Genomic DNA, 7,635 nt, shown 5'->3' with positions numbered 1-7,635 from the left:
AATGCAATTAACTTAATGAACCGCCAAGTACCGAACGGTATGCTTGGTGGTGTGAGAGGACGGTAGATAAAATAATTATCTACCTCCTACTCGATTTTCAGAATCCATTGTTTAGGCATTTTTGGTCTAATCTGCATTGAGTCTGATACCACGGTTGGATATATTTATGCAGCCACAGCCAAAAATATATATAGCTGTTGCCATTCTTAAAGTGTATTATTTATATTTAGCCAATATGGCAAGATGCTCTGGGGATACTACGGGACAGACGTTTAAAATACTATCAATAACATAATCGATATTTTTGGCATCTATTTTTTTGACTTTAATATCTTCGTCAAATATAACTACTTCACCATCCATAGACTCAAAAATTTGGCTAACAATAGGTGCTTCCATAACACCAGACTCTGCACAACACTTGTTTGAAAAAAACAACTCTCCTTCTTCAACTACGAATTGTCCGTAAGCATATTCCTTCTCACTGTCAAACTTGGTATGTTCTATGTGCTTCAAATCAAGTACATTCTTTTTATCTGATCTTGTTAAAACACACCTGGCGCCAACTTCTAATAATCTCTCTTGTGTATGCTTAGAAAAGTTACTACCTAATTCTGAAATAAATTGCTTCATAGATATTGTTTTTTTCATTTTTATTCTAAAATTATTTTTCATAAATACTCCTTCGCTTTGCACTATTTTATAAATCTTCTTTAATTATTAGTATACCATAATAACCAATTATTTATAATCAACGTTTCTCTGTCAATATACGATAAGGTGAAATAGAAGGGGAGAGCGTTATTTAAAGTTAGGGCAAGAATTCTCGTGACTTTAGTCATGAGATGAATTCCCCCATCGTTTTATCTTTTGTGCTTCTCTAGCAAGTCGATTATAGCTTCATCTAATAGCTTTGATATAGGTATTCTAGTTTCCTCTGACAGTTTCTTAAGACACAAAAGTAAGTCTTTATCAACAGTAGAGCTAAACCTGTTTCTATTCTTTAGCGCCATAGTGCAACCTCCTTTTGGTAGAAGAGTATCATAGAAACAAAGTTATTGCAAGTTAATTAACTTAACGATATAATTAAAATAGGGAGGTGAAGCAAATGCTAAGAGCCTATAAGTATAGAATTTATCCAAACAGAGAACAGAGAGAGTATTTCTCAAAGTGCTTCGGATGTGAAAGGCACAATATCTATAGAGAATGGCTATTTGAAACTGCCTAAACTGAAATCTGAGGTAAAAATACTTCAACATAGAGAGTTTGAGGGCGTAATCAAATCCTGTACTGTATCACAGACTCCAAGTGGTAAGTATTTCGTAAGCGTCTTGGTTGAAACTGAGATAAAAAAGCTGCCGAAAGCAGAAAAGAAAGTAGGAATAGACTTAGGTCTCAAGGAATTTGCTATCTGTAGTAATGGCGATAGGTACGCCAACCCTAAGCATTTGAGAAAATCTGAAAAGAGATTGAAAAAGTTACAGAAAGACCTATCAAGAAAACTAAAAGATAGCAAGAATAGGACTAAAGCGAGACTTAAAGTAGCAAAGTTACATGAGCGTATAGAGAGACAAAGGAAAGATTACCTCCATAAGATAAGCACTCAACTCATAAGCGAAAACCAAGCTATTGTTATTGAGGACTTACGAGTATCGAATATGCTGAAAAACCACAGGCTTGCAAAAGCTATCTCAGAAGTATCTTGGGCAGAATTCAGGACAATGCTTGAATATAAGGCTAACTGGCATGGGAGAGAGATAATAGTCGCACCATCTAACTATGCAAGTAGTCAACTATGTTCAGGATGTGGGAGTAAGTCGAATCAGACTAAAGACTTGTCAATCAAAGCATATGTATGCCCCGAATGTGGCTTAGAGATAGACAGGGACTACAATGCAAGTCTCAATTTGCTAAAGTTGGCTATGTAAATACAAGATATGTAGTCAATCGGGGTAGGGACTACCCTCAGAGCCTAGGTAACCTTGGAGCATTAGCTCTATTGACTAGGAAGCCCGTGAATTTATTCGTGGGTAGTTCACAGGACAGGGTTTAAAAAATATTAAGATAAAGGTGTATCAATACCTTGAATAATTGGGTGTTGGTACACCTTTTTATTATATAGCCAAGAAACAGCATATTTTTAGATGACAAATAATATTAATTACTCAACTTTCGCAGCAAGATAAAGCGAATTGCTTTTACTCTTGATTAGTGTTGGTTCATTTTATAAATAGTACTTGACTGAAAAATAGATAATGAAAAACACCTCAACTTTTGGTATAGTTGATTTGCCTAGAACCAAAATACCATACAGAAGAGGTGTCCCCTATATGATAACTGATAATAGCCAAAATAAGCAACTACCAAATGAACTAACTACAGTATTTAAAGAGCTGAAAGTATTAAAACACCTAAGAAAAGCTGGCATTACTAAGTCTTTCGGTTTTTCTTGTGGTTATCTTTTTCAGCTGATATTCTGTTTAATCTTTGAAAACAAAAACTGGTTTAGAGTGCTTGAAAGTAATAAGCATAGTGACTATCCAGCTAAAGATGCTGTTTATCGTTTTTTAAATCAGTCTACCTTTGCCTGGAGAAGATTTTTACTATATCTAAGTGCTCATACAGCTGGAAAAGTTGCTAAGCTGACTAGTCATGATCGCCCCAAAGTATTGATTTTAGATGATTCTTCTTACGAGAGAAATCGCAGTAAACAAGTAGAATTGCTAGCCCGATGTTTTGACCATGCTTCTCAAAAGATGCGTTTTTATAAGGGATTTCGCATGCTTGCCCTTGGCTGGTCAGATGGCGCTACCTTTTTACCCATAGATTTTTCTTTACTGAGCTCAAAGAAAAGTCAAGTTAACGGAATATCCTCCAAAATTGACAAGCGCAGCTCAGGCTATAAGCGTCGCTTAGAAGCACTGCAAACAGCTCCAGAACAAATACCTGAGATGATTAAACGAGCCATGGATGCTGGGATTGATGCCTCTTATGTTTTAATGGATACCTGGTTCACACATCAGCCTCTCATTAAAAAAATTAAAGAACAGGGACTTGATGTTATAGGTATGGTTAAAAACTTGAACCAGCGCTATCTTATCAATGGCGAAAAGGTAAGCTTAAAGCAACTTTACCGTTTAGCAAAGCCAGTAACAGGAAAGAAAGATATCCTTCGCTCCATTTATACAACACAAGCCAATGGTGTTAAGGTTAAAGTTATATTTGTCCGAAATCGCAATAAAAAGGGTGAATGGCTAGCAATTTTAAGTACAGATTTAACATTAAGCGATCAAGAGATTATTCGTATCTACGGTATGCGGTGGGATATCGAAGTCTTTTTCAAAACTACTAAATCCCTATTGAAGCTTCAAAAGGAATTTCAAAGTCGCTCATATGATGCTTTAATCAGCCTTGTGCTCTCATGGCAAAACAGATGTAGCACAGACCAGCGGACATTAGGCGGCATATTTTATGAGCTTTGTGATGAAATAAGTGATCTCGATTGGTCTGTAGCTTTACAGCAACTACTCGAGCTTATTGAAGATGTCTTACAAAAAACCAATAAAAATTTACATAAAGCAATCAAGCGTCAACTACAACAATGGATTGCAGGTTTGCCGAGTTATATCAAGGCATATTTGCCTGTTTCAGTCTGAGAAAGTTGAGTTAATTAGTTATGTAATAATCAAATGGGTTGTTCTTAATACAATAGAGGTGAAAAAATGAATATAAGAAGTTTATTAACAACCAGAATAATAGTATGGTTTCTTTTTTTTCTGCTATTTGTTAGTGCAATAGCTATTTCGGTTTTCTATTTTTACCAGGATTCAGTAGAAAAAAAGAAATTATCACAGATTACTGTTGGCTACCCTTTCCTTGAAAACGTTGCGGTAGCTACTGTAACAGATGCCGATTGGTTAGACAAGTTTCAACATGAGTTAAACAAAGCCCGGTTATCTACCACCACATCAGTTCCACCCATATCATACCGAGAAAAGAGTTATTGGTTAAGAATTAAATATAAGAGTGGAGAAGAAAAAGAATTGTTTGCCAATAGGGACTCAGTTATATACGATCCAGAGAGAGGTTGGCTAAGCAATAGAAAACTAACAGAATACATGAAAATTTTGACTAGTAGGCTTGACCAAGAGCATTATGGCAAACCTATGAGTTGGCAACAGGTTGATCAATTGTGGCCCCGCAAAACTACGGCTACAGCTATAGATCTAGAGACTGGGCACACATTTGATATTCTGCGCTTTGGGGGCTATTACCATGCTGATGTAGAGCCATTGACTGCTAATGATACAGAAATGATACAACACATTTATGAAGACTGGAGTTGGAAACGGAGGGCGGTAGTCGTTACAGTGGGAGATGTGCAGTTGGCAGGGTCAATGAACGCCATGCCCCACGGTCAAGGTCAGATTACCGACAATCAGTTTGAAGGACATTTCTGTATTCACTTTGCCCAAAGCAAGGTGCACAAAAGCACACGGGTTGACCCGGGTCACCAATTAATGATTTATAAAGCGAGTAATAAATTGCATGAAAAGGTTATAGAAGCTAATCCAGTGGATTTTGTTAATTTTTTTATTACTGCGGTAGCTAATGGAGACCTTCTCAGCACGCAGTTAATGACACAAGGTAAAGTGGATCAACACCAGCAACTCTGGGATAGGTTAAAGGAGGAACTTAGATTTGTGGCAATTGAAAGTATTGAGGAAGTGCCCGGATCTAAAAAGGATGAGACTCAAGTGCAGGTGAATCTAACAGTAACTTACAATCATCCAATAAATGAAACACATCATTACAGCCTACTCTTGAATCTTATAAAGCTTGACCCAAAACTAGGCTGGGTAGGCAGTTTAAATGATTTAGCCCAACTAGCTCTTACCCAAAATTAGTAGAACTACAGCCACTGCTAACATTTTATGTTGGTAAGTGGCTTTTTCTATTTTTCAACCGTCTTCTCTGACAACCGAAGTAATAAATTAGAGGAACGTGAGATTATAATAAAGTATTTTAGAGGGATTTGCGGTACAAGCAGAATATGTTTAGTTGACGAATCTATATTGTGCTATGTGATAACACACAGAAATACATAGTTTTTGCCAAAAGTGGATGCTATATGATAACATTTCCAGTAACAAAAAAATAAAAGACTAAGTGATAATTAAGGAGGAATGCTTAAAATTATCTAATAAAGGGGGATTTGAGTATGTTAGGTTATTTAGAAAAGATGAAGAAAGAACAAGAAATGGAAAAGCGAAAGGATACCACCAAGAAGGTTGCTGTGGGATTAGGTGTTGGTACTGCTCTTGGTGCAGTAGCTGGAGTTTTGTTAGCACCAAAAAGCGGAAAAGAGACACGTGAGGATATCGCGAACAAGACAAAAAGCGCAGTTGAAGACGGAAAAAAGCTAGTATCAGAAGCTAAAGATGAATTAGAAAATAAGGTTAAAAGTACTGAGCAGAATGTACAAGAAAAAGTTGAAGAAGTCAAAGAAGAGGCTGAAGAACTTATAGAGGATACAAAAAAAGCTCTTGATGAAAAGTCAAAAAACGTGTAGGTGAGTTATGTATATCTCATTACAGGATATAGGAATATTTCTAGGACTAAGCATTTTTGTTATAACATGTGTCTTCTTAATTTTAGTACTTTACAACTTAAATAAGCTGATTTCTGGTATTAGAGAAAAGCTGTATCAAAATGATGAAAATATCCAAGTAGCATTAGATAATCTAACTAAAACATCTGAGAACTTAAGTGAAATAACAACTAGTTTACATAAAAACAAGGATATTTTTGATGAAAAAATCCCCAATTCTATTGAAAATATCAGTTCTATAACATCAATCTTAAAAAATACCAGTGAAAAGGTAGACCAATCGTTAGACGTAGTAAATTTGAGCTTAGTTGAAACTGCCAGTTCAGTAAGGGAAAATACTCAAGATATTATTAACTATGTGAAAGTCATTAGCGATGCAGTCAAAGTTTTATTGCAAATAATTTCAAATCGAAAATAGGTTGGACGTAAAAATAAAACTAGATAGAAGTTCTTGGAACTTCTGTCTAGTTTTTTTATAAGGGTGGGTGCCATGAATCTACCGAAGTCAAAGTATTTCAAAATAGCAATCTGGATTTTAGTTATTTTTACTATCATTTTAGTCGGAAGCCATATTTCATTTATTTTTGACCCTATAGTTTTTCTAGGGAAAATGTTTTTTTTACCAATAATTCTTTCGATAATTTTTTATTACTTATTCTCCCCTCTGGTGACTCTTCTTGAAAAGTACAAGCTCAATCGCACTTTGGCAGTAATATTGATTTATCTTTGTATCATAACACTGTTTATTTTGTTAGTTGTTGTTATGGGGCCTTCACTTGTGAAACAGGTTAGTGATTTTATTGATTATTTCCCGAAGTTAATTGAAGATTTAATGGGAGTATTTCATTCCATAAGTAAAAGCAACTTATTTCAGCGCTTTAATATAGAAGAGTTTATTTCTGATAACTCAGTATCGGAGTGGTCTTCAGATTTTGCTACCGAAATTTTACCTCAAATTGGGATGGGCTTTTCATCAGCGGTAACATTTTTAGTAAATACCACTTTAGGGTTTGTTTTAATGCCCATTATGTTATTTTATATGTTAAAAGATGGGAAGAAATTTTCGAAACTCTTGATTAAGCGTTTTCCTGATAGTCTTAAAGAAGATGCTATTTTAATTATGAAAGATATGGATGAGGGTCTATCATCCTTTATTCAAGGGCAAGTGATTGTCAGTATGTCAGTAGGTACTTTGCTATATATAGGTTTTTTAATTATAGGTGTTGACTATCCGTTAATACTTGCGTTAATAGCCATGCTTACTAACTTTATTCCTAGTATTGGACCTGTTTTAGGCACAATTCCAGCTATTATTGTAGCAATATCTATTTCACCCTTTATGGTTCTAAAAGTAATAGCTTTGGTTGTAGTAGTACAACAACTAGAAAGCTTATTCATATCTCCACAAGTAATCGGGAGGAAGTTATCTATTCACCCCTTGTTAATAATTTTTATTTTGATAATTGCTGGATATTTAGCCGGTTTTTTGGGTCTATTATTTGCAGTTCCAACTTACGTAATTCTAAAGGTGATAATTGAGCATATCATTAGATTATATAAATTAAAAAAAGCGAGTCAATAAAGGGATTATTATAGGTATTTTACAAATAGGGAGGAGTAAATAGAAGTTATTAAAGGAGTAGATATTTATGAATACTAGTACAAAGCAGACAAACTTAGAGAGGGCGCCATCTTTTTTGGCATCACTAATACCTATTCTAATAACTGGAATTGTTTTGACTTTATCTGTTTTTGTATACGAAGCAGAGCCACATGTATCAATTTTGTTAGGTGGATTTGTTGCAGGTTTAGTAGCATATGCATATGGGTTTTCAGTAAATGAAATACAACAAGGGCTCAAGGACAGTATTGCAAGGGCCTTGCCTTCTCTAATAATCCTTTTAATTATCGGCATGATTATAAGTGTTTGGATAACGATAGGTAAGGCTTTGATATAATCTCCACCTTTTCCCCCGTTCCACACCGTACGTGAGAGTTTCCCCTCATACGGCGTTCCATCAATA

9 protein-coding genes and 1 pseudogene are annotated in these 7,635 nt (G+C 35.2%); 8 read left to right on the top strand and 2 right to left on the bottom strand.

Going from position 1 to position 7,635, the window contains the following annotated elements; genetic code table 11:
- Positions 1-216: 216 nt before the first annotated feature.
- Both GGQ84_RS14955 and GGQ84_RS14950 read right to left on the bottom strand, forming a co-directional pair.
- On the bottom strand, positions 217-675 hold the full coding sequence (locus GGQ84_RS14955) for a hypothetical protein (protein WP_429163610.1): 459 nt from the start codon (positions 673-675) through the stop codon (positions 217-219).
- A gap of 188 nt (positions 676-863) precedes the next feature.
- On the bottom strand, positions 864-1,013 hold the full coding sequence (locus tag GGQ84_RS14950; RefSeq protein ID WP_429163609.1) for a ribbon-helix-helix domain-containing protein: 150 nt from the start codon (positions 1,011-1,013) through the stop codon (positions 864-866).
- Between the two features lie 95 nt (positions 1,014-1,108).
- Between GGQ84_RS14950 and GGQ84_RS14945 the strand changes: the two genes are divergently transcribed.
- The 8 genes and pseudogenes from GGQ84_RS14945 to GGQ84_RS14910 all read left to right on the top strand — a co-directional run bounded on the left by GGQ84_RS14945 (position 1,109) and on the right by GGQ84_RS14910 (position 7,569).
- Positions 1,109-1,228, top strand: a complete 120-nt coding sequence (locus GGQ84_RS14945; RefSeq protein WP_429163608.1) for a helix-turn-helix domain-containing protein — start codon at positions 1,109-1,111, stop codon at positions 1,226-1,228.
- Positions 1,182-1,928, top strand: a pseudogene (locus GGQ84_RS14940) (RNA-guided endonuclease TnpB family protein); the annotation flags it as partial. The gene GGQ84_RS14945 and the pseudogene GGQ84_RS14940, both read left to right, overlap by 47 nt.
- Before the next feature lie 402 nt (positions 1,929-2,330).
- The gene (locus tag GGQ84_RS14935; RefSeq protein WP_429163607.1) at positions 2,331-3,656 is read left to right on the top strand and encodes an IS4 family transposase; all 1,326 of its coding nucleotides are present in this window, start codon (positions 2,331-2,333) and stop codon (positions 3,654-3,656) included.
- A 66-nt stretch (positions 3,657-3,722) separates the two neighbouring features.
- Positions 3,723-4,907: a hypothetical protein gene (locus tag GGQ84_RS14930; RefSeq protein ID WP_429163606.1), complete on the top strand. Its 1,185-nt coding sequence runs from the start codon at positions 3,723-3,725 to the stop codon at positions 4,905-4,907.
- A gap of 314 nt (positions 4,908-5,221) precedes the next feature.
- Entirely contained in the window at positions 5,222-5,572 is a 351-nt protein-coding gene (locus tag GGQ84_RS14925) for a YtxH domain-containing protein (RefSeq protein ID WP_429163605.1), read from the top strand.
- Positions 5,573-5,579: 7 nt separating this feature from the next.
- Entirely contained in the window at positions 5,580-6,029 is a 450-nt protein-coding gene (locus tag GGQ84_RS14920) for a hypothetical protein (protein WP_429163604.1), read from the top strand.
- A 72-nt stretch (positions 6,030-6,101) separates the two neighbouring features.
- Complete coding sequence (locus GGQ84_RS14915) at positions 6,102-7,193, top strand: AI-2E family transporter (protein ID WP_429163603.1); 1,092 nt, start codon at positions 6,102-6,104, stop codon at positions 7,191-7,193.
- A gap of 67 nt (positions 7,194-7,260) precedes the next feature.
- Positions 7,261-7,569, top strand: a complete 309-nt coding sequence (locus tag GGQ84_RS14910) for a hypothetical protein (RefSeq protein ID WP_429163602.1) — start codon at positions 7,261-7,263, stop codon at positions 7,567-7,569.
- Positions 7,570-7,635: the final 66 nt, after the last annotated feature.

The sequence above is a fragment of the Desulfitispora alkaliphila genome (assembly GCF_050433185.1).
GTDB lineage: Bacteria > Bacillota > Desulfitisporia > Desulfitisporales > Desulfitisporaceae > Desulfitispora > Desulfitispora alkaliphila.
Note: the sequence above shows the minus strand (reverse complement) of the source record. Positions and strands in the feature narration are given on the sequence as shown.

What these genes read in the sequence shown, in the direction of transcription:
- GGQ84_RS14930 (WP_429163606.1), top strand. Translation starts at nt 3,723, where the DNA reads ATGAATATAAGAAGTTTATTAACAACCAGAATAATAGTATGGTTTCTT.
- GGQ84_RS14925 (WP_429163605.1), top strand. Translation starts at nt 5,222, where the DNA reads ATGTTAGGTTATTTAGAAAAGATGAAGAAAGAACAAGAAATGGAAAAG.
- GGQ84_RS14920 (WP_429163604.1), top strand. Translation starts at nt 5,580, where the DNA reads ATGTATATCTCATTACAGGATATAGGAATATTTCTAGGACTAAGCATT.
- GGQ84_RS14935 (WP_429163607.1), top strand. Translation starts at nt 2,331, where the DNA reads ATGATAACTGATAATAGCCAAAATAAGCAACTACCAAATGAACTAACT.
- GGQ84_RS14910 (WP_429163602.1), top strand. Translation starts at nt 7,261, where the DNA reads ATGAATACTAGTACAAAGCAGACAAACTTAGAGAGGGCGCCATCTTTT.
- GGQ84_RS14955 (WP_429163610.1), bottom strand. Translation starts at nt 675, where the DNA reads ATGAAAAATAATTTTAGAATAAAAATGAAAAAAACAATATCTATGAAG.
- GGQ84_RS14915 (WP_429163603.1), top strand. Translation starts at nt 6,102, where the DNA reads ATGAATCTACCGAAGTCAAAGTATTTCAAAATAGCAATCTGGATTTTA.
- GGQ84_RS14950 (WP_429163609.1), bottom strand. Translation starts at nt 1,013, where the DNA reads ATGGCGCTAAAGAATAGAAACAGGTTTAGCTCTACTGTTGATAAAGAC.
- GGQ84_RS14945 (WP_429163608.1), top strand. Translation starts at nt 1,109, where the DNA reads ATGCTAAGAGCCTATAAGTATAGAATTTATCCAAACAGAGAACAGAGA.